Here is a 26,767-nt window from a genome sequence, read left to right as displayed (position 1 = left end):
AAAGTTTGAGTTAAGTTTAACTGGTCTAATGTCTTATTAAAAATGCAATTACATAGATTTAACGAGAATTATCACAATAATAATAAGATTATGTCGGAGCCTATAAAATGAAAAAAATGCTACTCTCACTCGCAGTATCAGCAGCACTCGCTGGCTGTGGAGGCGGTGAAACGTTAGAAGATGTAAAAAATGATACTACACCCGTTTCTCCAACGATTTCTGTTAAATTTGATCCATCGGGCGGTGTGATCTCAGTTCCAAACGATATCCTTTTATCCGGCACTCAAGACGGTACCTTAAATCTACCTGACGAAATGTTAGGAGTGAAAGATGGTGAAGGTAACCCTCTGGTAACGCGTGCAAGCTATGCAAACCCTAGTATTGTGATTGGCGCCTTAGATGGTTGGTCGACACAAATGCCTTACGTTATCGACATGACGACACCAAATGGTTTGACACTTGATGCGCAAAGCGTCATGACTCCGGGCTCTGTACGAATTTTTGAAGTTGCAATGGGTGGACCATTACAAACCGACGAAGACTGTGCTCAGGTGCCTTCAGGTATCGCTTGTAAGCCAATTGCTGAATTACAATTTGGCCCGGATGGTGATTTCGTTACCATGGCTAATAGCACAGGTAACGGTTTAGTTATTATCCCAGTTAAACCATTCAAACCTGAAACTACGTATATTACTGTTTTGACCAAAGGTCTTAAAGACTCAAAAGGTCAAAGTGTAGATGCTTCTTCGACTTACACGTTGTTGCGCCAAGACGCGCCATTGGTAACTGATGCTCAGAAATCTCTACAGGCTGTGATTCGTAGCTATGAAGGGGCGGTAACTGCTGCGGGCTCGGTGAGTAAAGAAGAGATTATATATACAGCTGCAATGACGACACAGTCGACAGGTCACGCATTGGCGGCGACTAAGCAATTGTTAGCCGCAAAATTACAGGGCGGTGCTAACCCTGTTGTCGCTGTACCTGCACAACCGGTGATCACCGTTGCTGATGCCCTTGTAGGAAAAGTGCCTGATGCTATTTTACCTGCTTTTAGAAGCGTGCGTTTATTGCAAGGTCAAATACAACTACCTCAGTACTTATCACAACCAAAAAATAAAGATATCTCTGCGCTAGCTGATACCTATTGGCAAGCACGCTGCGACAGCGCGGTAGCTGTCGCTGGATATGCGGCGCAAGCTGGTGGTTTACCAGAACCAACTGAACCAAATGATATCGCTTGTAATACACTTTCGGGTGGAAAGCTGAGAGATTTAGGTTTAGATGGTACTAAGTTCTTGACTAAGTACAATCCAATTCCTAAAGAGCAGTGGCTTGCTAATGTTCCTGTGCAAATCACAATGCCTGCGGATGAGTCTCAGCGCCCTGAAGGCGGCTGGCCTGTTGTTATCTTGCAACATGGTATCACGAGTAAAAAAGAAGACATGCTTGGCTTGACGTTGTCATTAACACAAGCTGGATTTGCCACAGTTGCGATCGATCACCCAATGCACGGTGCTCGCGGTTTAGATATCGATGGTGATGGCACTGATGATTTTAATGCCTCGACAGGTAGCGTGTTGTCCTACATGAACCTAACATCGTTGTTGGTTGCGCGTGATAACTTAAAGCAATCAGCAGCAGATTTAATGGGTTTACGTTTAGGCTTAAACTTCATCAATCTAGCATCTGGCGGTCAAGTTAACTTTAATACCCAGCAAGTTAGTTACTTAGGTCACTCGCTTGGTTCGGTTGTAGGCCCAAGCTTCCTCGCTCAAACCAATGCGCCATTAAATCCAGCAATTGATGGCTTCTTTAAAGTTGAGTCAGCAGCACTTGCAAGTGGTGGCTCGGGCATTGCTAATTTCTTGATTGAGTCAAAATCATTTGGCCCGTTTGTACAAGGCTCCGTGTTGAGTTCTGCAGGTAATCTCGCATCGCAAGCGTTTAATGCCTATCTGCAAGAAGGTGCAATTGCTGACTGTGGTACGTTTGCTGCGGATCAAAGCAAATATGTTTCTTGTGCATATGGAACATTTAGAGCGAATTTAGAAGCGGCTGGAGACACCGCGACACTAGCACTGATTGATGGTACGGTGACGCAGTTTGGTTTTGCAGCACAAACCGCATTAGGTAGTGCCGATCCACTTAACTATGCAGCTTCCGTGAAAGCGCTACAAACGCCAGTATATATGAGCGTTGTTACGGGTGGTGTTGATGGCAATGCAGCTGACTTGGTTATCCCTCCAACAACAGAACGTAGCTTCTTGTCTGGTAGCTTACCACTTGCTGGTTTCATGGGATTAATGCCTGCAAGTGAAACGCAAATGAGTCAAGACGGAACACCTGGAAGTTATGTGGTGAAGTTCTCTCAAGGTCACCATAGTTCAATCTTGACCACAGGCTTTGATGAAAAAGCCGGTGGCACAGCTGCAGGACACGCGGCTGCGTCAATCGAAATGCAAACACAAGTTGCAAGCTTCTTGAAGTCAAAGGGTTTGGTTTTACAAGTATCTAACTCGGATGTTGTTGCAAACTAAGACATTTTTCGAGACTATAAAAGGCCGCAACTAGCGGCCTTTTTTGTGTCCATTTTATATTGAAAGAAAATGGGCCCCTTTATGAGCTAAATGAGGAGAACGACTTGGCATTTTTGTTTGAATATGGGTTGTTTCTAGCCAAGACAGTAACCATTATCTTTGGTATTGCAGTCGTCATTATTTTGATGGTGGGAGCAAGCTCAAAACCAAAATCGAAAAAGGGTGAAATTGAATTTACCGATTTAAGCGACAGTCTGGCGCAATCTAAGCAGCAGTTTTTGCAGCAAACACTTGATAAAAAGGCGCTAAAAGCCCTAAATAAGTCGCAATCAAAAGCGCAAAAAAATAAAGATAAAGAAGCAGAGAAAAACGTTTTTTATCTTGAATTTAACGGGAGTATGGACGCTCACGAGGTCGCGGGTTTAAGAGAAGAGATCAACGCTATTTTAACGATTGCAGATAAAGGAAAGGATCAGGTTGTAGTGTCGGTAGAAAGTGGTGGTGGGGTTGTTCACGGCTATGGACTTGGTGCATCGCAGCTTACGCGTATCAAGCAAGCGGGTATTCCTCTAACCGTCTGTGTGGACAAGGTTGCTGCAAGTGGCGGATATATGATGGCCTGCGTTGCAGATAAGATTATTGCAGCACCATTTGCAATTATTGGTTCAATCGGTGTGATTGCGCAGATCCCCAACTTCAATCGTTTATTGAAAAAGAATAACGTTGATTTTGAAATGGTAACCGCTGGTGAGTATAAGCGTACACTCACGCTGTTTGGTGAAAATACGGATAAAGGCAGAGAAAAGTTTAAAGAGGAGATTGAGGAAACGCACGGTCTGTTCAAGCACTTTGTCTCTGATAATCGTACCGAGCTTGATATTGAGAAAGTCGCCAGTGGAGAACATTGGTTTGGTACACAAGCGTTAGAGCTTAAATTAGTCGATGAAATCTCAACCAGTGACGATTTACTTATGTCATTAAATGAAAGTCACCAGCTTTATAAGGTGGCTTATAAGGCTAAAAAAGGCGTTGCTGAGAAGTTTGGACTTCAGTTGGGGCTCGCCATTGAACGTTTCTCCGTTAAAGCGTTAACAAAGCTAAATCAATCTAAATATTAGTGATTGTTGTTCAGTTTATATCAATAAGCTTTATTTCAAACTATTAACAATACTTTATAGACGGCGTTGTGTTCACAAAACGCATGACGCCGCGCTCTAAAAGAGAGGTTGTTATGAATAAAGTTATTGTACTTTCCCTACTTACCTTTAGTCTGACTATAGGTTTAAATCAGGCGAATGCTAAACCGGAGAAGTTACCGCCGGGCCTTGAAAAAAAGTTGAAGCAGGGCAAGCCACTTCCGCCAGGTTGGCAAAAAAAGCTCCAAGTTGGGGAGCGCTTAGATCCAGATATCTACGACCATGGCAAAGTGATTTATCGTGACAGAGAACGGGATTTGGTAACGATAAGCGTTGAAGGTAGAGTCATCAGGGTACTCGAAAACACCCTAGAGATTGTCGAAATTCTGAAAGGAATGAGATAAAAAGCATCAACTGAATTAGTTCTGACCAGACCTGACAATTCGATTTGAAAAATTGAGAGTTACCCGTTTTGATAAAGGTGTCGAATCTTTGTTCAAAACAACTAAGGAGTAACTCTCATGTTACATACTAACAATCCAATCATTAAACACAAAGCTGGTTTGCTCAATCTAGCTGAAGAGCTTGGAAACGTATCTAAAGCCTGCAAAATGATGGGGGTTTCGCGAGATACGTTTTATCGTTATCAAGAGCTCGTTGATGAAGGCGGTATTGATGCACTCATCGATAAATCGCGTAGAACACCAAACCTGAAGAACCGTGTAGATGAAGAGACTGAAAAAGCATTTTGCACCTATGCGATTGAATTTCCAGCTCACGGGCAAGTCAGAGCTAGCAATGAGTTAAGAAAACAAGGCGTATTTGTTTCTGCCAGTGGCGTGCGGTCTGTTTGGTTGCGCCATGACTTGGAAAACTTTAAAAAGCGTCTGAAAGCGCTAGAGGCTAAAGTCGCCCAAGAAGGTCTCATTCTCACAGAATCCCAGGTAACAGCCCTTGAGAAGAAAAAACAGGACGATGAAGCCTGCGGCGAAATTGAGACTGAGCACCCAGGATATCTTGGTTCACAGGATACTTTTTATGTTGGAAACCTAAAGGGAGTTGGCCGTATATATCAGCAAACTTTTGTTGATACATATTGCAAAGTTGCGTTTGCAAAGCTCTACACCACTAAAACACCGATCACAGCAGCAGATCTACTGAATGATAGAGTTTTGCCTTACTTTGAGCAGCACGAACTACCTATGCTACGGATCCTCACTGATCGTGGAACTGAGTACTGCGGTAAGGTTGAGCACCATGATTATCAGCTTTATCTAGCGATCAACGATATAGACCATACCAAAACCAAGGCAATGTCGCCGCAGACAAACGGTATCTGCGAACGCTTCCACAAAACGATACTTCAAGAGTTTTATCAAGTGACATTTCGCAAAAAGTTATACAGCTCTCTGGAAGAACTCCAAAAGGATCTGGACGAGTGGATAAATTACTACAATAATGACCGAACTCATCAAGGAAAAAAATGCTGTGGTAGAACGCCATTTGAAACATTATTAGATGGGAAATCGATCTGGGTTGAAAAGAATTTAGCCCAAATCTAGGCAGAATCTAGACTGACAGTCACCGATTGAAAAACGGGTAACTGTCAGGTCAAGTCTGAGCTAGTACACATCAACTCTGTGCGGTGCAATTTCCCGTACAGAGTCCAAGTTTAGCAATTTAAGTGTTTGTTCCTCGCCAAAGCGTATGTTAGTTGTAGCACTTAACTTAACGCCTAATGATCTAGGTATCAAATAACGTCGTCATTCCTTGAGAGTTGTTGTTAGTCCATCTCGGTAAGTGGTAATTTCAAACTCCGTAAAGCGCTGCTTAAATTTATCTGATACAAATATGTTGTCGACTGCATATCGAGGTAACAGTTCTCGTGTTTCTCTTATAGGTTTGCTAACAATGCTTAGCAGTGATAGCTGCCATTTCTTTAATATTGAATACTTGCCTTGAATGCCGAGTATTTCGCTCGCTAAGTTAACGATTTGCTTATAAGTGAGTCGATTGTCATCACATGGAAGATGCCATGTCTGGCCATATGCATCAGAGGTATTGCCTAGTAACGCCATTGCTCTGCTAGCATCTGGCGTGTATATCAAGGTACGTAACGTATTATCGCTGATAAAGATTTTCGCAGCATCGCCTGCTCGCAGCTTATCAAGAACCGCTGTATTGGTGATACTTTGCGTTTTACCCGGTCCATAAAACTCAGGCGCGCGGCAAATCATCGCATTGACTTGGCCTGTACTCATCGCATCGAGCCGCATACTCGCTATTAGTCCTCTAACTTTGCCTTTTTCGCCATATGGCAAAAAAGGTGTTTCTTCTGTGAGACGTTCATTGCTTTGCGGATACATATAGGTGTTATCAAAATACACTAATTTGGCATTATGTTTTGCGCACGCATCGATGACATTTCGCATCATAATAGGAAATTGCTCAACCCACATGTTTGTGTCAATCGGCAGCCCTGCGGTTAAGTAAACAATTTCAGAGCCTGCTACTGCTTTTTGCGTTTGACTGCCGTCAAGTAGATTAGCGCTGAGTAATTCGTCTGTGTTGTTTATCTTTTTTGGTGTTCGGCTGACAAGACGAATGTTATCGGTAAAGTCTTTCTTTAAAGCTCGGGCGAGCTCACTACCAATTTGACCGTTTGCTCCAAGTATTGTTTGCATAAAAATCACCTTAATTTGTATCTGTTTTGTGCAAGCATAAGGTTAAAGTAAACTTGAAGGTCAATACTTAATTTCTGTTATCTGCTATTGTTTGGGATAAGCACAGACTTTTTCATTTAAGGTAGCAGACTGAGTGCAGTAGGAATTTGAGTTTATGAAAATTGGTGAATTATCAAAAAGAACAGGTTTGGCGACGTCGAAAATTCGATTCTATGAGGATATTGGCCTACTTAAATTAGTTAAGCGCGCTGCCAATGGTTATAGGACGTATCCTCCTGAAGCTGAAACTGTATTGCATTTAATTTCAAATGGTCAAAAAGCAGGCTTTAGTTTAGATGAGCTGAGTAAATTACTTCCGAGTGATCTAAGTGACTGGAAACATGATCAGTTACTTAACGCTTTACGTCGAAAACTTGCTGATATTGAACTGATGGAGAAAAAGCTTGCAGACAACAAACGACAATTAAACTCCATCCTAAATGACATAGAAGCCAAACCGGGTGACATGGCGTGTGCCGACAATGCCAAGCGAGTGATATCACAAATGGGGATGGGGAAAGGGAGGAGGTAGATGCAAAAAAAGAGGAGGAGAAAGAAAAGAAAGAAGGACAAAGAAAAGAAAGAAGAAAAGAAAGAAGGACAGCCATTTCTAATGCTGCGTGTATAACAAAGCACGTTTAGTATTAGCAAATCCCCAATCTGTGAGCTTCACATACCGTGTGATGAAGTGATGACACCCACTATTATTTGTATCTATGCTGGCAAAGTGAGATTAAAACGTGCGGAAACACTTAAAGAATATGGACAAAAGCGTTCTTAGATAGTGTGACCTTTGGCGGGTAAGCGTATCGCTACACTAAAATTGAGCTATCGCGCACGACAAAGCGCTGCAAATGCAGCTGTAAGAAATTCGAGAATTGAGAATGTGAGTTTTACTAAGCCAGCAAGCGCTCGCAGTTTGTTAGGTTTGTCCGTCGTCGTTTTTGGAGTGTTTCACAGTAAGCGGTTATTGTTCGCTCTCTTCCAACCGCGCCGTGGAATACCCGAGAAAATTGCGTAGTGAGTTTTATCCAGTTTTCAGGCTCTATATTGAGTCGAGTAAGAATGGGTTGCGCTTCGTTAATATAACCGCGTTTATCGGCTCGAATACACTGTCCTGTGAGTTCAACTAACTCAATATAGGACTTGAGCTCAAAGGGCAGGCCTTTTGGCATATGTTTTCGTGGGCTGCCAGCAAAGCGTAGTAGGCTTTTTGATTGTTTTCCTAATTTTGCATGGTCAATGCGCTTTTTGATGCTGGTGTAGTCTGAGGTTTCAGGCGTTGCGGCGATGTTGGCTCTAATGGGGTTTAAATCTACATATGCTAAACACGCAGCCAGTGCTGCCTCGTCCAGTAATGCTTGGGATTTAAATCGTCCTTCCCAAAACCGACCTGTACAATTATCTTCTTTATTTGCTCGGCGGGCGATATCTTCGTTAAGTACCCGCATAAACCAGCTAATATCTGCGAGTCTTTCTCTATATCCATCAACCTGCTCGTCGAATATCAATTGTTCCGATTCGCTGAGTGGTTCACCTTCAGTAAACTTTTGGCTTATCCAATTACCTTTAAACAGCTTGTGCCACCGTATCACAACTGCTTTATCCGACAGACGCTTAGCCTTTGTATCATCAACATATAAAACAATGTGAGTGTGATTACTCATCACAGCATAAGCACAAATATCAATACAAAACACAGACCCCAACATCAATAGCTTTTCTTCAACCCAATCCCGGCGGTGTTCGTATGATTTTCCGGTAAATCTATCTTCACCGCACAGAAACGCGCGCCTTACGCAACGGGAGATACAATGGTAGTATTTGGTGTCGGTTAAACTGATTTGCTTTTTACGGGCAGTTGCCATAGTTTGTTTTCCTCAACCCTTTGAGTGCAGAATTAAAGCGTAGGCGGTATCTTAGGAAGGTGCAAATTAGTGGTGGGCGTCAGCGATTTGACTCTTGATCAAAATGAACGGGTTGAGCGCCTCGTTATTCTTCACCATAAGCGACTTTAACAAGCTCTTTATGAGTATCTAGGCTAATGAAAAATATGTTATGTTTGTTCATGCTAGCCTCTGCTGTTTAGTTATTTGACAAACTAATTATGGCACTGGCTTTAAGCTAACTCACGAAGAAGCGGAGGCTAGCATCGTGTAGGATTCATTATGTCTAGGCATAGCAGGAAGGAAAAACCGTGAATAAATTTATATTAGTGTTATTTTGTTTTCTTTTTTCATTTTCTAGTAGTGCACATGATAATTTCACATCAGAGCAACTAATTGAGAAAGCAAAAGTATTTGTAGCGGCAAAAAATTCGCGTCAACAGCCAAATACAACAATTAAAGAGATAGAAAACTATATCTCACTGCTTTCTGATGACTTTATCGATGAACACGTCAAATTTAAATTTACTTATACAGATAAATCTAAACTCCGAGAGGATATGATTAATAAATTAAAAGATGAAGTCATTCATAGTTCAATAGAAATAAATGAGGTAATGGTTGGCGCTAATGTCGTCTTTGTAAAAATGACCGAATCAGGTAAAGTAAAACCTGCTCATTTAGATAAAACTATTGAATATAGTAAAACCAATATTGTTTCACTTGAGTTTAATCAAGCGGGCTTAGTTAAGCACATTCGTCGACACCACGGGTAATCAATACCATACAAACGCTTTAACACATTAGTGATGGGTGTCAGCGATCAATAGCGATCAATAGAACTACAACATAGAGAGCTTTAGTTGTAGCTAAAACTTGAGTCTCACTTTACCCTAATTTGAGTTGTTATTATCCATATAAAGGCTTTAACCAAGGAACGCAAAATGCGCTCCTTGGGGGAGTTTGTTGCACACCCTCACTTTCCTTCAAGGTAATGAAGCTTTCATGTATAGCTTCACTTTCTGTTTTTTCACCAAAAATTTCTAGTTGACTTCATGGGTATCAACAACTACATCTGTAGTGGTTTAAAACTACAAATGTAGTAATGGAGGTGATAAGTGAAACTCAGTGAATTTGAATTAGACGTGATGAAGTTACTTTGGCAACAAAATGCATGTACTGCCAGTGAGCTTCATAAATATCTTCTTACAGATGATACAAGAACAAAAAAAGTGGCTTATAACACAGTCAAAACAATCGTAGATCGACTAGAGCAAAAAGGTGCAGTCGAGCGCTGTGGTCAGCAGGGGAGGTCAATTGTCTATCAAGCAAAAGTGACTCAGCAAGCGCTTTCACAGCAGGCAACACCGCGTTTTATGGATCGCTTTTTTAAAGGTAGTTCACGCAGCCTGATAGCTCATTTCATTAAAGAAGAGAGTTTAGACGATGATGATATTGAGTATTTACAAAACCTACTTAAGAGCAAAAAGCAGAAGAAAGAGAGCGACTAATGTTTGATTACTTACTCACCGCAAGCTTGCTCAGCATGTTTAGTTTGACTAGCTGCTATTTTCTGAAAACTGCGCCTGCACGAATGCGCTTTTATGTGTTGGTAGTCGGGTTATTGAGTTGGCTAATTCCATGGCAGCAACTCTCCCCACCCCCTTTTTTAATAAATCTGGAGCTTTACACTATTGAGGTGAGTTCTATTTCAGACTCAGGGTCAACTCCACCGAACAGCATCAAGCAAACCACTTTGCAAACCGAATCAAACTGGCTTTCTGGCTATACCATAAACCAAGTGTTTTCAAATTTGTTTGTATTTTTGATAGTGGTAGGTGGAGGACTATTTTTAGCGAGAGTGTGGTCGTATAAAAGATTACTAAGAGGCATAGAAAAAGGTGCCTACATCAGTGAAGAGCATCAATATCTTTACTCGTTTTGCACCGTAAAATTTACAGAATTGAGTACCCCAGCAATTACGACAGGCCCATTACAGCACACCATTTGGTTAGATTTTAAGATGAAAGGTCGACCAGAACTCGATTCCGTGATTGAGCATGAGTTAACGCATATCAAGCATAAGGACACATATTGGTTATGGCTAATATGTGCGACTGAAAGCGTCTTCTTTTGGAATCCATTCTGTTTGTTGTTAGCAAATTTGGCGCGACAACAAATCGAACTCAGATGCGATGAAAGCTGCATGGAAAAACTGAGTGATAAATATAGATACGATTTGGCCAGCTTACTGTTGTTCGAACATCAATACCGGTATGAACATGCGTCATTAGGTCATTCAGTATTAGCCGTATCTCACTCGAAAAGTTTCAATATTCAAAGAGTTAAAACACTAAACAAGGAAAAGAAAATGAAATTATCCCATTTAATGATTATCACGGCAGCACTGTCTTGTAGTGCCTTAGCTGCTAACCAAATCGTCTCTGAAAAGCAGGTAACACAAGGAGCTAGTAAACAAAAGAGTGAAAAGTCTGCGCGATATCAACAGCAATTGAGGGAGCTACTCGCTGGGGCGAAAGGCGCGAAATCGAATGATGAAACACAGCTTAAAGCAGCGGTTTCACACATTTTAAATTGGCATAGTAACCGCGGTTCGTTAAATGGTTTTGAAGAGCTGGATATAAAAGTAAAAAGCTTTACCTTGCTCGACCAAACCTATCATAAGCTAGGTCAATACGAAGCAATCTTGACCGCTTACGATAGTTGGTTTCCTGAAGGCTCTACTCAACCGCCATTTTTAAAAAACAGATTGGCATCAGCTTATATGCACCTTGGGCAATATCAGCAGGCAGCGGAGCAATTAGAGAGTCTATCTGAAAAAATGCAAAGCCGCTTTCAAATCGGTAGCGCTACTGATTTGGCACGCGCCTACATTGAAATGGCAGACTACGATAAAGCATTAGTTGTATTAAACAGTGATGTTGTAACCAGTGCTGAAAATCAAGCATATCAAGATATCCTAAGATACTATGCATACGAAAAACTGAATAACCAAACAAAGGTGAACGAGTTGAAAGAGCGTTTACCTGCGGATTATGCGAAAACGCCGGCAATATTACCTCGCTTACCTCGACCAGGTTCTTTGTTACTGGCGAAGTTATAAATCATTTAAGAAAGCCTGTAAGATGCAGGCTTTTTTAATTTACTAAACTAACCGTGTGCTAGCCGAACAGTTCATCTTCCAGTGTTTTACCGTTAACTAAAGACTTGTAACGCCAGCCCTGCTCACGGCAAAGCCTGAGTACATCAATATCAACCTGTTGGCCGCTACGATACTCAATAAGCAGGGCGCCACTGGCATTTACCGTCACCTCTTCAACGCCTTGTAAGGTCCTCAAAAGCGCTATGTGACTACTGGTGCCAGACTCTTTAAGTTTTACAGTCAGCGTGGCAAGTTCCGCTTCTTGGATGCGGTCAACAGCGGTTAATTTACCATGCTGTAAATGTAATACCTGATCGCACAAATCATCGAGTTCTACTAAATCGTGTGAACTCAAAATAAAGGTCGTTTCAGATTGAAGCCTTTTTACTAAGTTTCTGATCTCACGAGCATTCACGGGATCTAATCCAGCCGTGGCTTCGTCAAGCAGTACAATTTCAGGCTTTGAAAGTAGCGTTTGGGCAATACAGATACGTTTTCGCATGCCATGAGATAACTCATGAGGTTTGGCGTGATAACAATCTTTGAGGTCGACAAGCTCAAGCACTCTATGCGTTTCACTCTCGGCCGCTCTCGCATCTAAACCTTGAAGTTGTCCGTATAAACGTAGCTGATTACTGACAGAAAACCTTGGATCAAGCTGAGCATCCTGTGGAAGTGCGGCAAGGCGACCAAAAAGTGCAGCGCTGCCAGGTTTATGGCCCAAAATTTGAACACTGCCTGCATCGGCATTTAGATACCCGCAAAGTGTGCTAAAAAGAGTGGTTTTACCCGCACCATTCGGGCCAACAAGCGCAATGGGTGAACCTGCGCTTAGGGTAAAAGATACATTATCTAGTGCGCGCTTTCGTCCATATGCTTTCACTAAATTATTAACTTCAATAATGCAACTCATAGCGCGCGCCTTCTTAATAGTTCACAACTAATTGCAATTAACACGAGGCTATGCAGCACCGGTGTGGCAAAGCGAGTGAGGTTGATATTCTGTGCGATGGTTTCTGAGCCTTGGAATCCAGGAAAAAGATAAAAAAGGTACTCTGCGTAAGCGCTGTACTCAAGTGCAAAAGCGACTAAAGTGGAGAGCGTTAAGTAGGTTAAAATTGCGTAAATCATGCTCATTTTGCTTGAGTTAGCAAAATGATTAGCAACAGACATCAGGGCAATAAATGGCGCAGTAATAAGTGTTAGCTCTAAAACAATTAATGTTGATCGAGTAAGGCCTGTGAGCCATAAGCTTGGGTCGCGCACCACCATTAATATCCAAGCACCTACTGCAGAAATCGCTATGAGCAGCAACGTATTGAATACCTGTCCAACAAAACGGCCAACAACAATTTCCGCGCGAGATGTGCGCAGGGTTAGAAATCTCAGTGTGCCGCGGGTTCTATCTTCTACAGTTTGATCTGCGCTTGAAAAGATCACAAAAAGAGGAAATAAAAAGATTGACCAAACTAAGTACAGTGCAAGCTCCATTTCAGGCCACTGGGCAATACGATGCATACCAACGACGCCGGAAAAACTCTGGATCATATTTTTGAAGTTGGGGTCGCTGACAATGGATACCGCTTCTGCAATGGCGTAGCGCAAAATAGCATACCAAACCAAAACAAATGCGGCGATGGCTATCCATCCGCGTTTCGTTGCAAACAAGCGTTGCAATTCAAAGATGGCTATTAGGCCAATTCTTTTTATATTCATAAGGATCCTTGCAAGTGACAACACAGACTTTCACTACTAGAGCGGTAGGCTGACTTTGATTTGAGCGTATATGATCGGCGCTAAAAAAGGAAGTTACTGAACTGTAACAAAATTAAACCAATAAAAAACGGGCACAATTGAGTGTGCCCGTTTCTGAATCTCTATTTGCTAGCAATTACCAGCCGCAATTACGGCCTTTATTTTGCTCATCTAGGTATTTTTGCAATGGTGCAAAGTAGTCAAGTACTGCTGTTGCATCCATTTCATCTTTACCCGTTAGCGTTTTCAGTGCTTGTTGCCAAGGTTTGCTGCTGCCCATTTCAAGCATGGCATTTAAACGCTCACCAGCTGCTTTCGAGTTGTAAACAGAACAGCGGTGAATGGCTTCTTTGCTGCCAGCAATTTCACAAAGTGATTTGTGGAACTGGAACTGCAAAATATGCGCTAGGAAGTAACGAGTGTAAGGTACATTACCTGGTACGTGGTATTTTGCGCCTGGGTCAAAGTCATTTTCAGTACGTGAAATTGGTGCTTTAACACCTTGATATTTCTCTCTTAATTCCCACCAAGCTTGGTTGTACTCTGCTGGAGAAATCTCACCAGAGAATACTTTCCAGCGCCATTGGTCGACAAGTAGACCGAATGGAATAAATGCAACTTTGTCGAGTGCCATCTTCATCAATAGACCGATATCTTTTGACTCATCCGGTACGTTATCCAACAAACCAATTTGCTTTAAGTAGCCGGGTGTTACAGATAGCGCGATGGTGTCGCCGATAGCTTCGTGGAAGCCATCGTTGGCACTTTCTTGGTAATACACAGGCTGCTGATTGTAAGCGCGTTGATAGAAGTTATGGCCTAATTCATGGTGGATAACTGAGAACTCTTCACCGGTGCGTTGGATACACATTTTGATGCGTAGGTCGTCTTTGGCATCTAAGTTCCAAGCTGATGCATGACATTGTACGTCGCGATCTTGTGGTTTAATAAATAAAGAACGTTCGTAGAAAGTCTCAGGTAATGGGGCAAAACCCATAGAGGTGAAGAACTTTTCTGCACCTTTTACCATTTTGATTTCGTCGTAATTGTGTTTAGCCAGTAACGCCGTTACATCATAACCCGGATCTGCGTTTTCTGGCGCGACTAGGTCATAGATATTGCCCCAGCTTTGTGCCCACATGTTGCCAAGCAAGTGTGCAGGAATAGGCTGATCTTGAGGCACTTTATCTTCGCCGTATTTCTCGCCAAGCTTGGCTCTAACATGACAGTGCAGTGAATCATATAGCGGCTTTACTTGGTTCCAGGTGCGGTCAAGTTCTTTTGCAAAGTCGTCCGCTGGCATGTCGTATTTACTGCGCCACATTGCGCCTGTGTCTGCGTAGCCAAGCTCATTAGCACCTTCGTTGGTAAGTACCACTTGCTTTTCATAGAGTGGACGCATCGGCTTCGACACTTCTCGCCAACCTTGCCAGATGTCTAAAAGCTCTTCATAGTCGCGACTATTAGCCATCTTAGCCGTCATGTCGCCAAGGCTTAGGCAAGTGCCATCATCTTTACAGTATTTGCCCTTGCCGTACATACCATCAAGCTCTGCAGTGAGCTTTGCAAGTTCCGCTGTTTTGTCAGCATCTTTTGGTGCAGGTAATGTCAGGTTTAGCTTTAATTTGTCAAGCTTACGGCGGGTATCTTCGCTTAACGCCAAGCCATCAAATTGTGCCGCTTGGTTAGCAAGCTCTACGAGCGCAGCGGTGTATTCCTCATTCACGTCCGCAGCAAGTGAAGCGGTGTCGTGAGTAATAAAGTTCGCATAAATCCAAGCTGAGCGGCTAGAGCGGAAGTTAAGGTCAACCAGCTGTTCTGACGCCTTATCTAAAAATGCAACTGCATCGGCTTCTGATAACGCTTTATTTGTAGTTTCAGTGGATTTACAGGCAGAGAGTGCAAAAGTACTGGCAACGATGAGTGCGCCAACACTTAACTTAAATCTTGGTTTCATAGGGTTCACTTGTTGTTTTAATTAATACACGAGCCGACTTAACGCTAGACGGCATTTTAGTATCTATAGCCAGCTACACTAATTGGGTTAATTGCTAAAAATCAGCAAGTAAATTAATCCAATTAGTATTAGTCGTATGAACAACTAATCGTACTGAGCGCGGCTTTTTCGCGCAGCAAAGCATCATTTTTTGCTGTGGTGGCAAGAATAATAGCAGGACGACTTTAAAACGACAATTTTGCGATGGACAAACAATGAGATGCGAGCGCAGATAAAAGTTGAGTTAGTGTGATTATTAACCATAATTAAGGCAGTCAATTGTATCAAAAGGCCGTATTTGAAGCCTGCAAAAAGGAGTGCATATGACTTTAGTTTTATTGGTGATATTGGCAATTGTGGTGGTATTTTGTGTCCGTGATATCAGGGTTAAGTTGATCACTAAACCGCTCTTTAATTATTTCAAAACATCATTACCTGAACTCTCCCAAACCGAGCGAGAAGCGATGGAAGCGGGGAGTATCTGGTGGGATGGGGCGTTGTTTTCAGGTAAACCGAATTGGCGAAAGTGGCTGAGTAATGATAAGCCAAAACTGAGCGATGAAGAACAGGCATTTATAGATAACGAATTACATACGCTGCTAAAAATGCTTGATGAAGAAAAAATATCTGAGGCTCAAGACCTGCCTGAAGAAGTTTGGCAATTTTTAAAAGAAAAGGGTTTTTTTGCTTTTATTATTCCAAAGGCTTTTGGTGGTCGGGAATTTAGTGCTCAGGCGAACTCCACCATCGTTGCAAAAATAGCCAGCCGTAGTTTGTCTACGGCAGTGACCGTGATGGTGCCAAATAGTTTAGGCCCTGCGGAGCTGCTGCTTCATTACGGTACCAATGATCAGCAGAATACTTGGCTGCCAAAGCTTGCCTCCGGTGAGGCGCTACCTTGTTTTGCATTGACCTCTCCAGAGGCGGGATCGGATGCCGGTAGTATTCAAGACTTTGCGATTGTGTGTGAGCGTGAATTTGAGGGAGAAAAGCAAATTGGACTTGCGGTAACTTGGCAAAAACGATACATCACGCTGGCGCCCGTCGCTGATGTATTAGGACTTGCGTTTAAGGTTTACGATCCGGATCAATTGCTTTCAAATAAAGTAGAACTTGGGATCACTTGTGCACTTATTCCGACTGCACAGGAAGGCGTAAAAACTGGAGACAGACACAACCCGCTGGGGCAAGCCTTTATGAATGGTACAACCAGTGGTCAAGATGTTTTTATTCCAATGACTTGGGTGATAGGCGAACAGGCAGGTATCGGCAAAGGGTGGCGCATGTTGGTGTCGTGTTTAAGTGCTGGACGGGGGATATCTTTACCTGCACTGAGCGCGGGAACCGTTCAGTTAAGTGCCAGAGCGACTTCGGCTTACGCCGGTGTCCGTCGTCAATTTGGTGTACCTATCTCTGCCTTTGAGGGAGTGCAAAGCGCGTTAGCCAGAATTTACGGCTATAGCTATCTCATTGAAGCGGTGAGACAAACCACTGCGTTAGCAATTGATTTAAAGCAAAGTCCTTCAGTAGTCACTGCGATTGCCAAGTATCATCTGACGGAGCATGCAAGGGTGGCATTAAATGATGCGATGGATATTCATGGCGGCAAAGCCATTCAAATGGGGGAAATGAATTATCTTGCCCACAATTATATGGGGATGCCGATTTCTATTACCGTTGAGGGCGCCAATATCTTAACTCGAAGCTTGATGATTTTTGGTCAAGGTGCAACGCGTTGCCATCCTTTCATACTGAAAGAAATGAGTATCGTACAGCAAGAAGATCAATTAATCGCATTGAAAGAGTTTGATGAAGTGCTTTGCAAACACTTGCAGCATACCTCTGTGAATGGGCTTAAGGCGTTTTTTAATGGCTTCACACTTGCACGTTTCGAACGTGCGCCAGTTAGTGGTGATGTGGCGGCGTATTACCGACGCCTTACATGGTTGAGCCAAGCGCTTTCTGTGTATAGTGATATCGCTATGTTAAAGCTAGGCGGTTCACTAAAACGTAGAGAAATGCTCTCTGCAAAATTGGGAGATGTCCTGAGCTTTCTTTATATCGCCTCGTGTGTATTAAAAAAATACGAAGATGATGGTCGTCAGCAAGGGGACTTACCGCTGGTAAAGTTTGCCTTAGATCACTGTCTTAACGAAGCAAGTAAGGCTATTTATGCATTTTGCGATAACTTTACCGCAGCACCTCTGGCATTTTTGTTAAAACGTTTGGCGTTTCCCGTTGGTAAGTGGCTCAAAGCGCCGAGCGATAAATTGGCGGTGCAGGTATGTAGCAATGTTTCTGATCACAACTCGACCCGCGAACGTATCTCGCATCTGTGCGCCGTGGTAAAGCACTCTGCGATAGATACGGTTGAACATGCTTATTTACTGGAAAAGGCGCATGCTCCACTAATGGCAAAATATCGTAAGTGGTGTAAACAAAATAGCGTGAAACTGGTGGGTAAGACATTGAATGAAAAACTCAGTATCGCAATGGACGACAAGGTGATTGATGATAAGAGTTCTGAAACCATCTTTTGTATTGAAACGCTGGTTGCAAAAGCGATTGCTGTTGATGCAAAAGCGCCCAACTAGTTTGTTGTGACGGAGGGATTTTGGCTAATTTGTTAAAAAAGCCCCGACAACGGGGCTTTCCTTTCTTATTCTTGAGTTAACGCGCAAAGGGGTCAGCTAGTACCTTGTCTACGTACCATTTGCCTTTTTTGCGCACCATACTGACACTACGCATGTCGTCTACTTGCTCACCGTGGAGCTGACCGGTAAAAATTAAATTAATTTTTGCGCTGTCGCCATACTGTTCGCGCAGACTTTGATTGGTCATATCAACTTCTATGGTGACTTCATCGTATTGCATATTCACTAAATTTCTGGCGAATTGCGACGCAGTACCGTAAGAGCGCATGATACGCGCGTGACGGGGAGTGGCGATTTTTATTGCAGCGTCTAAATCTTTTTGATTATAGAGTGCGTCAAAATACATTGTTGCGGCATATCCAGGAGTGTCCTTGTCACCACTGACATTATCCTCTGAGCCACACGCTGAAAGTAAAATCATTGCGGCGAAGACAACGAAAGTTTGCTTAATAAGTGACTTTGTCATGCTAAAATACATCATATGCAGTCTAAAATTATTCACAATAAGTTAAGTTTGTCTGCTAATGGCCGATATGTAAAGCCAGTAAATGAAATAAATGTATTATGTGCTAAGGGTTTAAGATGTCTCGTTTAATATCACTAGCTTGGTTCGCTTTATTTTTGCTAGGGTGTGGATCGCAGCCTGAAATTAGTAAAGGGGTAACAAGCCAGTTGACGCAAAATGGCATAATACTTGGACACTTTTCTAAAGATGGAAAGTGGAGCGTAACATTAGACAGTCATGCTGAAATCCATATTTATGACAATGCCAATCAGTCTGTCATATTCTCAGTACCCAAAGACAAAATAAAAACACCAGTCAAAGAAGTTTTATTGTCAGATGATAAGGAAATGCTCATCGTGGCAGGTGAAAACCTTATCTCAATTTGGTCTGTTCCAAAGCAAAAGTTGATAACGAACGTACCTTTTGCTGGGGTGAGTCCACTTGCTTCAATCTCTGCTTTAGCGCTTTCCCATAACAACCAGCGTTTGCTTGTTGCGATGGATGATGGCTCACTCAATATGGCGGATCTATTCACTAAGTTAAACAATCGTTTTATGCCACATACTCGGCCGATAGAGCATTTGGCGTTTGATAATAGTGGCGACTATTTTGTTACAGGCGCGCAAGATGGGTTGGTTGCCCTTTGGCAATTTGCCTCACCAGAACCTTTATATGAGCATCAATTTAGCCATCGTGTTACCAGTTTAACAGTGAGTCATGATGGCAAGCACTTATTCGTCTCAGATGGGTTGAATGCGCAACATGTACTAGACTTTGAGTCTGGAAAACAGCTCAGTGAGCTAAAGTATATGGCCCGTTTTAAGATGTTTAGAAAGGCTAAATTTATTTCTGACTCAGGCTTACTCGCGACATCATCGTCAAAATCTCACCTCTCCATCTGGCGCTATGAGAGCGGGGAAGAATTAGGCACTTGGTCTATTCATACTGAAAGTGAGGGAGCAACGGTAGTCGATATGTATGTCCCAAACCCAGATACCTTAGTAACGCTAAATAGCGACGGCATGCTTGAGACGTGGGCGGTTAATGTACTTGCTAAAAAGTAAGGGAGTGAAATCACTCCCTTAAAACCTCAGATTAATTGCAGTTTGACAAGCAAAACTTGAAATTAGGCGCGTTGGAAGTCGTAAACGCTACCAAGATTGAGTAGTTGGGTGAGTTCATCTAGTGCAGCATAGGACTCTTGCAGTAGGCTCGGATCAGCTAAATCCTGCTCCGTGACTTTATCGCGATAATGTTTATTGACCCACGCGCTTAGTTGAATAAATTTGTCTTCGCTCATCATCACTTCTGGATTTACCGCTTTTAGCTCAGCTTCATTGAGTGCTACACGTAATCGCAAACATGCAGGTCCACCACCATTTTGCATACTTTGGCGTAAGTCAAAAAAGCGTACTTGCGAAATCGGATTTTTTGCACCGAGCATATATTCGATGTATGCGGCAACGTTATCATTCTTCGCACATTCCTCCGGTGCAACCAGCATCATCTCGCCTGATGGCAAGGTGATCAATTGTGAGTTAAATAGGTAACTTTTTACTGCGTCTTCAACACTCACTGCATGCGTCGGAACTTCTACAATATGTAAAGGCTTTTCGCCGATATACGCTTGTCTAATTTTGGTTAGACTGGAGGTTTGATCAATGAAGGCTTGATCATGGCAAAACAGCACATTCTCATTGCCCACCGCAATGACGTCATTATGGAACACGCCTTGATCAATCACATTTGGATTTTGCTGGATAAAAATTGCTTGCTTATCATCTAATTGATGTAGCCTTGCAATCGCTTGACTTGCTTCTAATGTTTGCCGAGCAGGATATTTAGTAGGACCCTTTATATCGCTGTTAAAGCCACTTGAACCGTACACAAATAATTGTAGACCTTTACTGCCATGGCTATCGGCGAGACGAGTGTGGTTTGCAGCACCTTCATCGCCAAAAAAAGGCTGCTCAGGCAAATGCTGGTGATGTGCAAAATATTGCGCATTAGCGAACATAGCACGAAGTAAATTTGTGGTGGTTTCTGGCTCTATTGAACGGTGAAATTTGCAGTTTAAATTGGCACTTGTGAAATGTACTTTGCCATCGCTGGAATCAATAGAAGGCGATACAGTCGCCGCATTTGCCGTCCACATTGCAGAGGCAGAGTAACAAGCTCGAAGCAATATAGGATCGTGTTTATATGCTTTTTCAAGTACTTGTGCATCAGTTCCCGAAAAGCCAACGCGACGCAGTGGGGCTAAACTCGGGCGTGCGTGAGGTGCGAATATTCCTTGTTTTAGGCCGATATCATGCATTGCTTTCATCTTTTCAAGACCTTGCAATGCCGCTTCTTTTGGATTAGAGACGCTGGTAGCGTTAGAAAGTGATGCGACATTACCATAAGATAATCCGGCATAATTATGTGTTGGCCCTACTAAGCCGTCGAAATTGACTTCATAAGTCATGAGTGCGGTTCCTGTTGCGAATAGTTATAGATAACTAGTATGAGGCGGTTTTGCTGGTTTTTAAAGTGACCTAGGTCAAATTATGTATGTAATTGAAAACAGTTCAATTGCTGTAATTTAAGCTAATATCCCTTAAACACATACCTTTAGGTTAAGACCAACATAAGGAGTTTGAAGAAATGGAAAAATATATTGTTAGTAAAGCTGAAATCGAAGCGTTAAAAGGGGAAAAAAGAGTTCATTTTCTGAACCCAAATGCGCAGAGGCTCAATAAATCACTCGGAGACTTAACTGGCATAACAGGGTTCGGTTTTCACATCGTAGAAATCCAGCCAGGGTTCGATTCGACTGAAACACATATGCATTATCACGAAGATGAATGTGTGTATATATTGCAAGGCACTGCTGAAGCGTACATTGGCGACGAGGTAATTGGTGTTGGTGAAGGCGATTTCATAGGATACAGAGCCTGCGGTAAGCCTCATAAGCTAGTAAACAATAGCGATGTTACATTACGTTGTATTGTAGTTGGTCAGCGCTTACCGCATGATGTTGGTGATTATACAAAGCAAGGTAAGCGGATCTACAGGCAAAAAGGTTTGCCGTGGAATGTGGTAGATATTAATGACATTATGGAACCGATGAAAAATAATCAGGATAATAATAATGAATAATCCAATAGAAAAGTTTACATCCTGGTGGCAGCAAGCTCTGAAAAACAATCCATTAAATCAGCCCAATGCGGTATGTGTCTCAACAATTGATGAGAATGGGTTTCCTACAGGTAGATTTGTTGATTTGAAAGCGGTTAATGAGGGTGGCTTTGTATTTTGTTCATATTTCGATTCTGCGAAAGGCAAGCATTTAGAAAATGTTCCTAACATCGCGATGACAGTTTGGTGGGATCATGTCGGGTATCAGGTCCGTATTGTTGGCATAGCAAAGAAGATTTCAGATAAAGATGCAGATACTTATTGGCAAGGGCGCTCTAGAGATGCTCAGCTAACCACAACGTCATTTAACCAAAGTGCAATTATGCGAAATCAAAGCGAGCTGACTGAAAAATTAAGAATTGCGGAATTAAGATATAGTACGAACCCAATTCCAAGGCCCGAAAATTGGGGTGGCTATTGCATCAACCCTATTTCCATAGAGTTCCTCACTTTTGCTGAGACTCGGCTACATCTTAGAGAGTCTTATGAGCGTAGTGGTGAACAGTGGAAAAAACAATTGCTGCAGCCTTAGTTGAACCTGCTTTCATTGCAAATTTATCCCTCGTTGCCCACAATAGGGTTAAATTCCTTTTTATATCAAGGCAAACCATGGAAGTTGAACATCAGGAAATTGCCAATTTTTTAGTAGCTTACCCGCCGTTTTCGGATTTGCCTCAAGAGGCACTACATAAACTCGCAAGCCAAGTTGAAGTAGGTTACTACCGAGCGGGCAGCGGCATTTTGGAATATGGAGAGCAGATCACTTACTTGTATGTGATCCGATCTGGTGCTGTCGAGCTCTATCGGCGCTCAGGTGAGTTATACAATCGTATTTCCACAGGTGGGATCTTTGGCCAGCGTGGTTTATTGATGAATCGCAAAGTTCGTTTTGGCGCTCAAAGCCTTGAAGATACGCTGGTGTACTGTATTCCTGTAGGCATTTTTGATGAGTATTGCGACGTTTACGAAGCGTTTGCTGATTATTTTGAAGCAGACGATAATGCTAGACTAAAAATCACGGTTTCTGAGCAAGCCGACAGCAACGATTTGACCACGGCCAAAGTGCGTAAACTATTGCTACGCGATGTGGTATACGTTGAACGCAACGCCACGGTACAGCAGGCAGCTCAAGTGATGGCAAAAGAGCATGTATCATCACTACTTATCTACGATCCCGAGAAACCAGTTGTCGAAGATCCAGATGAAGATGATGGTCAGGTGGTTGGCCTTATCAGTGACAGAGATCTTCGCACAAAAGTAGTCGCTGAGGGGCTGAATTATCAAACTCCGGTCTCTGAGATTATGTCGACCGATCTTATTATTGTTGACTCCAATGCCTATGTCTTCGAAGCCATGATGCTGATGCTAAGAGACAATGTGCATCATTTGCCCGTTGTTCATAAGCGTAAACCGATAGGAGTAGTCGCGCTATCCGATATTTTGCGCTATGAGTCTCAAAGCAGCCTGTTGTTTGTTAGAGGGCTAATGGACCAGCAGAGTGTTGAAGACTTGAGTAGTTACGCCAAACAACTTCCTGCAATTTTTACTCGGATGGTGAATGAAGACGCCAATTCACACATGATTGGTTCTGCGATGTCGATTATAGGCAAAACGTTTAAACACAAGTTACTCGAACTCGCGGAAGCAAAATTAGGTCCGCCACCAATCCCATACTGCTTTATTGCCCTTGGTTCAATGGCTCGGGACGAACAATTAATTGTGACCGATCAGGATAATGCACTGATCTTGGATGACAGTTATCAACCCGCTGAGCATGGCGCTTACTTCGAAAAGTTGGCGAAGTTTGTGTGTGATGGTCTAGCCAATTGCGGCTATAAATATTGCGATGGTGGGATCATGGCAAGCAACCCAGCTTGGCGTCTAACTTACAGTCAATGGTTAGCACAATTTGAAGACTGGATAGAAAACCCCAGTCCTGAGGCTTTACTTAATAGTTCGATTTTCTTTGATCTGGAAGGCGTATGGGGTGAAACAAAATGGGCTGAGAAACTCACTGCTTTTATCAGTAAAAAGGCCAAAAGCACCCCTAAATTTTTGGCTGCGATGGCACATAATGCGCTAAGAAGAACACCGCCTTTGGGCTTTTTTAATGGTTTTGTCCTTGAGCAAGATGGTGAGCACAGGCGTTCGATGAACATTAAACGCCGTGGCACAGCACCGCTTTCAGACTTGGTTCGAGTGCATGCCCTTGGTGTTGGCTCTAAAAAACAAAACTCCTTTGAACGATTAGAAGATATTGATGAGGCAAATATACTGCCAAAGGGCAAAGTGTTAGATCTGCAAGCTGCGCTTGAATACATCGCCATCATGCGTATTCGTCATCAAGCATGGCAAATTGAGCAGGGCGAAAAGCCTGATAACAGCTTGCCGCCTGAAACACTCTCTGATTTTGAACAGCGTAATCTTAAAGAAGCTTTTGGCGTGTTAGACAAAGCACAGAGCTTTTTAAAGTTTCGCTATCAAAACAAATCCATGATGAAGTAGTGGTGTAATATGCAAGGCGAGATTATGTCATGGCCAAATCGCTTTCAGCATTTGGTAGAAACGTCGAAAGACCCGAGAATTCAAGCATTTTACCAGCAAGGCGTGGTAGATCCTTACCAGCAATTGAGTCAGTGTGAGTTTGTTGCCCTTGATTTTGAAACTACAGGGCTCGACCCAAACACCGATGATATTGTGAGCGTTGGCGTCGTGCCATTTGACTTACGACGGATCCGCTTGGCTCAAGCGAAGCATTGGTTAGTGAAGCCAACCAGTCCGCTGGCTGAAGAGTCTGTGGTACTGCACCGGATCACACACTCACAAGTTGAAAGCGCGCCAGATCTGCAGGATATTCTTGAGGAAGTGTTTGCTTCACTACATGGTAAAGTCATTGTGGTGCACTATCAGTTTGTCGAAAAGTCATTTTTCGATTCTGCGCTAAAAGCGAGATTGGGTGAGGGTATTGAGTTTCCAGTGATCGATACGATGGAAATTGAAAAGTCAGCGATAAACAACGCTAGAAGCTGGCTTGATAAGCTCAAACGTAAACCTATTCCTTCGGTACGCTTAGCTGACTGCAGAAAGCGCTATGGGCTTCCTTATTATCAGCCACATCATGCCTTGTCCGATGCGTTAGCAACGGCGGAGCTATTCCAAGCTCAAGCTCAATATTGTTTAGACCCATCAGACATGGTGAAACGCTGGTGGAGCTAAACCCAAATAACAAAAAGGCGGAGCATACACCAAGCTCCGCCAGTAATGAGATTAACGACCGTTAGCTTTTAGGCTCAGTTCTAAGTCCGAGGATCAAACTTACACACATCAGTAGTAGTACAAAAGTAAACGGTAAACCTGTTGAAATAGCACCAGCTTGCAGTGCTTCAATTGCTTCTTTACCGCCGATCCACAGTAGTGCTGCCGCAATTGCACCCTCAATACTCGCCCAGAATATACGTTGTGGTACTGGAGCGTCTATTTTACCACCAGCGGTAATACTATCGATAACCAAAGAACCAGAATCCGACGAGGTAATAAAGAAAACCAGTACAAGTACAATCGCCGTGAACGAGAGTAAATCGCTCATAGGTAGGTTTTCAAACATTTGGAACATCGCCAGTGGCACTTCAGTCAAGCCATCAGTACCTAGAGCGCCAATGCCATTTTTTACCTGATCGATAGCAAGGCCACCATAGATTGACATCCAGATCACGGTTACCAATGTCGGGATTAATAATACTGCGGTAATAAACTCGCGTATGGTGCGACCCTCAGAAACGCGTGCGATAAACATACCGACAAACGGTGACCAAGAAATCCACCATGCCCAGTAAAATACGGTCCAACCTTGGAACCATGCTTCATCTTCACGGCCATGCGGATTACTCAGTGGAACGATATTTTCAAGGTAGGCCATTAAAGTCGTCGGAATGTTACCCATGGCAATCGCAAAACCTGCGATACCAACGAATACTAATAACACAAATGCAATTAACATATTAACGTTACTAAGTAGCTTTACACCGCCATCAATACCGCGAACAACCGAAATAATCGCAAGGGCAGTAACGCCCACAATCACTGCAATTTCTAGACCGAGACCTGCTTCTATACCAAATACATGTTGGATCCCAGCACCGGCTTGCTGTGCGCCCAGACCGAGTGATGTCGCAAGGCCAAACAAGGTAGCAAGAACGGCGAGAATATCGATGATATGGCCCGGCCAACCCCAAGCTCTGTCTCCTAAAATAGGATAAAAGATTGAGCGGATCGACAGTGGTAAGCCTTTATTGTAGGCAAAGAATGCTAAAGAAAGCGCGACAACGGCGTAAATAGCCCAAGGATGCAAACCCCAATGGTACATGGTCGCACCCATAGCAAGTTCAGCCGCTTCGGGTGTGTTTGCAGCAACATTTAACGGTGTTTTATACCAGCCAGTGTAGTAGGCGACAGGCTCCGCTACACCCCAAAACATCAGACCAATACCCATACCTGCTGCAAATAGCATTGCTAGCCATGACGCCCGAGTATAGCTTGGTTTGGCGTTTTCACCACCTAAACGAATTTTACCGTAAGGCGATAAAACGAGCACCAAACAAAATAGCACAAAGAAATTACCAGACCACATAAATAGGGCATCAAAGTTACCTATGATATCCCACTTTATGCCGTCTAAAGTGGTTTTAGCTGTGTTTGCATCAACTAATAATACGGCGACTAAAAACGCCAGTATTAATCCAGCACTTACACCAAATACAGGGTTATGTACGTCAAACCCCCACTTTTGAACATTGTCTTGTCCAACGGTGTAGTCTGTATTATCGATGCTGTACTTATCGTGGTGATTGCCCATGATATCCTCTTGTTGTTCTCATCGTGATACGACACCAAGCTGATATACTGAATTAATCGCTAGACAATGGGTGATAACAATTCGACATAAACTAACTATGCAACAAAGCAAAATGTAATCTGGCTATTAATGCTAATCATTAGCGGCTTAGAATGACTTTATCAGCCATACAATATGCTAGCCATAAGCCACAAAAATTACTCAGTCTAGTTTAGATTATTTAGCGTATTCATTCGATTTGTGCGTTTCAATCACATCAGCCGAATGACTATCTAAATATATGATGGGTTTATGTTAGTTACAGCGACAGTATACTGCCTCAATACTTGTAATTAAGATAAACCAACCGAACCGTTATGCTACTAAGCTATGGTATCAAT

The 26,767-nt window shown here is 42.8% G+C and carries 22 protein-coding genes; 14 read left to right on the top strand and 8 right to left on the bottom strand.

Annotated elements, in window-relative coordinates; genetic code table 11:
- The first annotated feature begins 107 nt into the window (after nt 1-107).
- From CTT31_RS10000 to CTT31_RS09985, 4 genes are all read left to right on the top strand, one after another.
- Entirely contained in the window at nt 108-2,537 is a 2,430-nt protein-coding gene (locus CTT31_RS10000; RefSeq protein ID WP_260491200.1) for a VolA/Pla-1 family phospholipase, read from the top strand.
- Between the two features lie 104 nt (nt 2,538-2,641).
- Nucleotides 2,642-3,655: a protease SohB gene (sohB, locus tag CTT31_RS09995; RefSeq protein WP_260491199.1), complete on the top strand. Its 1,014-nt coding sequence runs from the start codon at nt 2,642-2,644 to the stop codon at nt 3,653-3,655.
- Nucleotides 3,656-3,768: 113 nt separating this feature from the next.
- Nucleotides 3,769-4,077: a hypothetical protein gene (locus tag CTT31_RS09990; protein ID WP_211857718.1), complete on the top strand. Its 309-nt coding sequence runs from the start codon at nt 3,769-3,771 to the stop codon at nt 4,075-4,077.
- A gap of 117 nt (nt 4,078-4,194) precedes the next feature.
- On the top strand, nt 4,195-5,235 hold the full coding sequence (locus CTT31_RS09985) for an IS481 family transposase (RefSeq protein ID WP_260491198.1): 1,041 nt from the start codon (nt 4,195-4,197) through the stop codon (nt 5,233-5,235).
- A 201-nt stretch (nt 5,236-5,436) separates the two neighbouring features.
- Here the strand turns inward: CTT31_RS09985 and CTT31_RS09980 are convergent, their stop codons facing one another.
- Nucleotides 5,437-6,357: an NAD-dependent epimerase/dehydratase family protein gene (locus CTT31_RS09980; protein WP_260491197.1), complete on the bottom strand. Its 921-nt coding sequence runs from the start codon at nt 6,355-6,357 to the stop codon at nt 5,437-5,439.
- A gap of 154 nt (nt 6,358-6,511) precedes the next feature.
- On the opposite strand from CTT31_RS09980, the gene CTT31_RS09975 reads away from it, so the two are divergent.
- Nucleotides 6,512-6,928 (top strand): MerR family transcriptional regulator, encoded by a 417-nt coding sequence (locus CTT31_RS09975; protein WP_260491196.1) that lies wholly within the window; start codon nt 6,512-6,514, stop codon nt 6,926-6,928.
- Between the two features lie 364 nt (nt 6,929-7,292).
- Here the strand turns inward: CTT31_RS09975 and CTT31_RS09970 are convergent, their stop codons facing one another.
- Nucleotides 7,293-8,264, bottom strand: a complete 972-nt coding sequence (locus tag CTT31_RS09970) for a transposase (RefSeq protein WP_260491195.1) — start codon at nt 8,262-8,264, stop codon at nt 7,293-7,295.
- Nucleotides 8,265-8,593: 329 nt separating this feature from the next.
- On the opposite strand from CTT31_RS09970, the gene CTT31_RS09965 reads away from it, so the two are divergent.
- The 3 genes from CTT31_RS09965 (at nt 8,594) to CTT31_RS09955 (ending at nt 11,406) form a co-directional block, all read left to right on the top strand.
- Nucleotides 8,594-9,058 carry a nuclear transport factor 2 family protein gene (locus tag CTT31_RS09965; protein ID WP_260491194.1) on the top strand — a complete coding sequence of 155 codons (465 nt, stop codon included), beginning with the start codon at nt 8,594-8,596 and terminating at the stop codon, nt 9,056-9,058.
- Between the two features lie 342 nt (nt 9,059-9,400).
- Nucleotides 9,401-9,793, top strand: a complete 393-nt coding sequence (locus tag CTT31_RS09960; protein WP_260491193.1) for a BlaI/MecI/CopY family transcriptional regulator — start codon at nt 9,401-9,403, stop codon at nt 9,791-9,793.
- Complete coding sequence (locus tag CTT31_RS09955) at nt 9,793-11,406, top strand: M56 family metallopeptidase (RefSeq protein WP_260491192.1); 1,614 nt, start codon at nt 9,793-9,795, stop codon at nt 11,404-11,406. Before CTT31_RS09960 ends, CTT31_RS09955 begins: the two co-directional genes overlap by 1 nt.
- Nucleotides 11,407-11,464: 58 nt before the next feature.
- On the opposite strand, the gene CTT31_RS09950 is transcribed toward CTT31_RS09955, so the two are convergent.
- The 3 genes from CTT31_RS09950 to CTT31_RS09940 all read right to left on the bottom strand — a co-directional run bounded on the left by CTT31_RS09950 (nt 11,465) and on the right by CTT31_RS09940 (nt 15,157).
- On the bottom strand, nt 11,465-12,358 hold the full coding sequence (locus tag CTT31_RS09950; RefSeq protein ID WP_260491191.1) for an ABC transporter ATP-binding protein: 894 nt from the start codon (nt 12,356-12,358) through the stop codon (nt 11,465-11,467).
- Nucleotides 12,355-13,161: an ABC transporter permease gene (locus tag CTT31_RS09945; RefSeq protein ID WP_260491190.1), complete on the bottom strand. Its 807-nt coding sequence runs from the start codon at nt 13,159-13,161 to the stop codon at nt 12,355-12,357. The genes CTT31_RS09950 and CTT31_RS09945 overlap by 4 nt, the downstream gene beginning before the upstream one ends.
- 175 nt (nt 13,162-13,336) lie before the next feature.
- Complete coding sequence (locus CTT31_RS09940; RefSeq protein WP_039497626.1) at nt 13,337-15,157, bottom strand: M2 family metallopeptidase; 1,821 nt, start codon at nt 15,155-15,157, stop codon at nt 13,337-13,339.
- Nucleotides 15,158-15,519: 362 nt separating this feature from the next.
- Here CTT31_RS09940 and CTT31_RS09935 point away from each other — a divergent pair, with 362 nt between their 5' ends.
- Complete coding sequence (locus tag CTT31_RS09935; protein WP_211857699.1) at nt 15,520-17,790, top strand: acyl-CoA dehydrogenase; 2,271 nt, start codon at nt 15,520-15,522, stop codon at nt 17,788-17,790.
- A gap of 76 nt (nt 17,791-17,866) precedes the next feature.
- Here CTT31_RS09935 and CTT31_RS09930 read toward each other — a convergent pair whose 3' ends face one another.
- On the bottom strand, nt 17,867-18,316 hold the full coding sequence (locus tag CTT31_RS09930; RefSeq protein WP_211857697.1) for a hypothetical protein: 450 nt from the start codon (nt 18,314-18,316) through the stop codon (nt 17,867-17,869).
- Nucleotides 18,317-18,432: 116 nt separating this feature from the next.
- On the opposite strand from CTT31_RS09930, the gene CTT31_RS09925 reads away from it, so the two are divergent.
- Nucleotides 18,433-19,419 (top strand): WD40 repeat domain-containing protein, encoded by a 987-nt coding sequence (locus tag CTT31_RS09925; RefSeq protein WP_260491189.1) that lies wholly within the window; start codon nt 18,433-18,435, stop codon nt 19,417-19,419.
- A gap of 62 nt (nt 19,420-19,481) precedes the next feature.
- Here CTT31_RS09925 and astB read toward each other — a convergent pair whose 3' ends face one another.
- On the bottom strand, nt 19,482-20,822 hold the full coding sequence (gene astB, locus CTT31_RS09920) for an N-succinylarginine dihydrolase (protein ID WP_039497635.1): 1,341 nt from the start codon (nt 20,820-20,822) through the stop codon (nt 19,482-19,484).
- Between the two features lie 179 nt (nt 20,823-21,001).
- On the opposite strand from astB, the gene CTT31_RS09915 reads away from it, so the two are divergent.
- The 4 genes from CTT31_RS09915 (at nt 21,002) to CTT31_RS09900 (ending at nt 24,751) form a co-directional block, all read left to right on the top strand.
- The gene (locus CTT31_RS09915; RefSeq protein ID WP_039497639.1) at nt 21,002-21,496 is read left to right on the top strand and encodes a cupin domain-containing protein; all 495 of its coding nucleotides are present in this window, start codon (nt 21,002-21,004) and stop codon (nt 21,494-21,496) included.
- Entirely contained in the window at nt 21,489-22,067 is a 579-nt protein-coding gene (locus tag CTT31_RS09910; RefSeq protein ID WP_211857693.1) for a pyridoxine/pyridoxamine 5'-phosphate oxidase, read from the top strand. The genes CTT31_RS09915 and CTT31_RS09910 overlap by 8 nt, the downstream gene beginning before the upstream one ends.
- Before the next feature lie 77 nt (nt 22,068-22,144).
- Entirely contained in the window at nt 22,145-24,040 is a 1,896-nt protein-coding gene (locus CTT31_RS09905; RefSeq protein ID WP_039497644.1) for a DUF294 nucleotidyltransferase-like domain-containing protein, read from the top strand.
- Nucleotides 24,041-24,049: 9 nt separating this feature from the next.
- Entirely contained in the window at nt 24,050-24,751 is a 702-nt protein-coding gene (locus CTT31_RS09900; protein ID WP_199539652.1) for a 3'-5' exonuclease, read from the top strand.
- A gap of 61 nt (nt 24,752-24,812) precedes the next feature.
- Here the strand turns inward: CTT31_RS09900 and CTT31_RS09895 are convergent, their stop codons facing one another.
- Complete coding sequence (locus CTT31_RS09895; RefSeq protein ID WP_211857691.1) at nt 24,813-26,387, bottom strand: BCCT family transporter; 1,575 nt, start codon at nt 26,385-26,387, stop codon at nt 24,813-24,815.
- Nucleotides 26,388-26,767: the final 380 nt, after the last annotated feature.

It is taken from the genome of Pseudoalteromonas maricaloris (assembly GCF_024746855.1).
In the GTDB taxonomy this organism is placed as follows: Bacteria; Pseudomonadota; Gammaproteobacteria; order Enterobacterales; family Alteromonadaceae; genus Pseudoalteromonas; species Pseudoalteromonas maricaloris.
The sequence above is the reverse complement of the archived record's forward strand: the minus strand, read 5'-3'. Positions and strand labels throughout refer to the sequence as shown.

Excerpts from the sequence above, each read along its gene's own strand:
- CTT31_RS10000 (WP_260491200.1), top strand. The coding sequence starts at position 108 with ATGAAAAAAATGCTACTCTCACTCGCAGTATCAGCAGCACTCGCTGGC.
- CTT31_RS09990 (WP_211857718.1), top strand. The coding sequence starts at position 3,769 with ATGAATAAAGTTATTGTACTTTCCCTACTTACCTTTAGTCTGACTATA.
- CTT31_RS09985 (WP_260491198.1), top strand. The coding sequence starts at position 4,195 with ATGTTACATACTAACAATCCAATCATTAAACACAAAGCTGGTTTGCTC.
- CTT31_RS09980 (WP_260491197.1), bottom strand. The coding sequence starts at position 6,357 with ATGCAAACAATACTTGGAGCAAACGGTCAAATTGGTAGTGAGCTCGCC.
- CTT31_RS09975 (WP_260491196.1), top strand. The coding sequence starts at position 6,512 with ATGAAAATTGGTGAATTATCAAAAAGAACAGGTTTGGCGACGTCGAAA.
- CTT31_RS09970 (WP_260491195.1), bottom strand. The coding sequence starts at position 8,264 with ATGGCAACTGCCCGTAAAAAGCAAATCAGTTTAACCGACACCAAATAC.
- CTT31_RS09955 (WP_260491192.1), top strand. The coding sequence starts at position 9,793 with ATGTTTGATTACTTACTCACCGCAAGCTTGCTCAGCATGTTTAGTTTG.
- CTT31_RS09950 (WP_260491191.1), bottom strand. The coding sequence starts at position 12,358 with ATGAGTTGCATTATTGAAGTTAATAATTTAGTGAAAGCATATGGACGA.
- CTT31_RS09945 (WP_260491190.1), bottom strand. The coding sequence starts at position 13,161 with ATGAATATAAAAAGAATTGGCCTAATAGCCATCTTTGAATTGCAACGC.
- CTT31_RS09940 (WP_039497626.1), bottom strand. The coding sequence starts at position 15,157 with ATGAAACCAAGATTTAAGTTAAGTGTTGGCGCACTCATCGTTGCCAGT.
- CTT31_RS09935 (WP_211857699.1), top strand. The coding sequence starts at position 15,520 with ATGACTTTAGTTTTATTGGTGATATTGGCAATTGTGGTGGTATTTTGT.
- CTT31_RS09930 (WP_211857697.1), bottom strand. The coding sequence starts at position 18,316 with ATGACAAAGTCACTTATTAAGCAAACTTTCGTTGTCTTCGCCGCAATG.
- CTT31_RS09925 (WP_260491189.1), top strand. The coding sequence starts at position 18,433 with ATGTCTCGTTTAATATCACTAGCTTGGTTCGCTTTATTTTTGCTAGGG.
- astB (WP_039497635.1), bottom strand. The coding sequence starts at position 20,822 with ATGACTTATGAAGTCAATTTCGACGGCTTAGTAGGGCCAACACATAAT.
- CTT31_RS09915 (WP_039497639.1), top strand. The coding sequence starts at position 21,002 with ATGGAAAAATATATTGTTAGTAAAGCTGAAATCGAAGCGTTAAAAGGG.
- CTT31_RS09910 (WP_211857693.1), top strand. The coding sequence starts at position 21,489 with ATGAATAATCCAATAGAAAAGTTTACATCCTGGTGGCAGCAAGCTCTG.
- CTT31_RS09905 (WP_039497644.1), top strand. The coding sequence starts at position 22,145 with ATGGAAGTTGAACATCAGGAAATTGCCAATTTTTTAGTAGCTTACCCG.
- CTT31_RS09900 (WP_199539652.1), top strand. The coding sequence starts at position 24,050 with ATGCAAGGCGAGATTATGTCATGGCCAAATCGCTTTCAGCATTTGGTA.
- CTT31_RS09895 (WP_211857691.1), bottom strand. The coding sequence starts at position 26,387 with ATGGGCAATCACCACGATAAGTACAGCATCGATAATACAGACTACACC.